This window comes from Rickettsia sp. TH2014 (assembly GCF_019249195.1).
Classification (GTDB): domain Bacteria; phylum Pseudomonadota; class Alphaproteobacteria; order Rickettsiales; family Rickettsiaceae; genus Rickettsia; species Rickettsia felis.
In genome coordinates, this window is sequence record NZ_MXAX01000035.1 from 1 (window position 1) to 992 (window position 992).

Below are 992 nucleotides of genomic sequence, written 5' to 3' on the forward strand. Positions count from 1 at the left end.
TCTAGTTATAATAATTGGGCAAAAGAAAGCACTAGCTATAGCTGTTAAGGATAATAAAACTTCTTTGCGTTATTCAAAACTGAAGGAATGGTTAATTGGTTAGATAGCATGAAATATATTTGTACGGAAAACACTTGTTTTCCGACATTGTAACTATCATCTATTTACAAATACCAAGAAATAGGTTATTTATATACGGTAAACACTGTCGTATTGTTTTGATGCGCGACAATTAACTAAATAGGGTTTCCCGTACATGTTAGTCGGATATATGAGAGTTTCTAGTGAAAATGATCGCCAAGTGTTCGATCTACAATATGATGCACTCATTAAAGAAGGCGTTGATCCAAGACATATTTTTCAAGATAAGGTCAGCGGAACAAAAGATAATAGAAAAGGATTACAAGAAGCTCTTGATTATTTACAAGATGGTGACTGTCTCATTGTATGGAAATTAGATAGACTCGGACGTTCATTGTCACACCTCATTACACTTATTGATGGCTTTAAACAGAAAAATATTGGCTTTAAATCCATAACCGAACAAATGGACACAACAACCCCGCACGGGGAGTTTTTATTCAGTGTGTTTGGGGCTCTTGCACAATATGAACGAGCACTTACAAAAGAAAGAATTATGGCAGGTTTAAAATCTGCTAAGCAACGGGGAAAAACAGGAGGAAGACCACGGGTTATCTCACCTGAAAAAATGCAAGCAATTAGCGAAGCATTAAAATCAGGAACAAGTAAAGCAGCAATATGCCGGACATTCAATGTTAAAAGAACTACCCTTTATGATAATTTAGATGAGATACAGCGTTGTCTGTAAGGTGTAATAGTTGAGATTTAATCTTACATTTAGTAAAATTAAGATAATATTAAATGTAGGATTAGAGATGAATCTAAATCAAAAAATAATAAAGCCAAAAATAGGTTTACTAGAATTAGCTAAGAGTCTTGGAAGTATATCATCAGCATGTAAAGCTATGGGT

Annotated in this window: 1 protein-coding gene; it reads left to right on the forward strand. The window is 34.1% G+C overall.

All coding sequences use genetic code 11. The features are described from left to right. Positions 1-256 precede the first annotated feature (256 nt). Positions 257-829 (forward strand): recombinase family protein, encoded by a 573-nt coding sequence (locus tag KYQ89_RS00430; protein ID WP_218459838.1) that lies wholly within the window; start codon positions 257-259, stop codon positions 827-829. Positions 830-992: the final 163 nt, after the last annotated feature.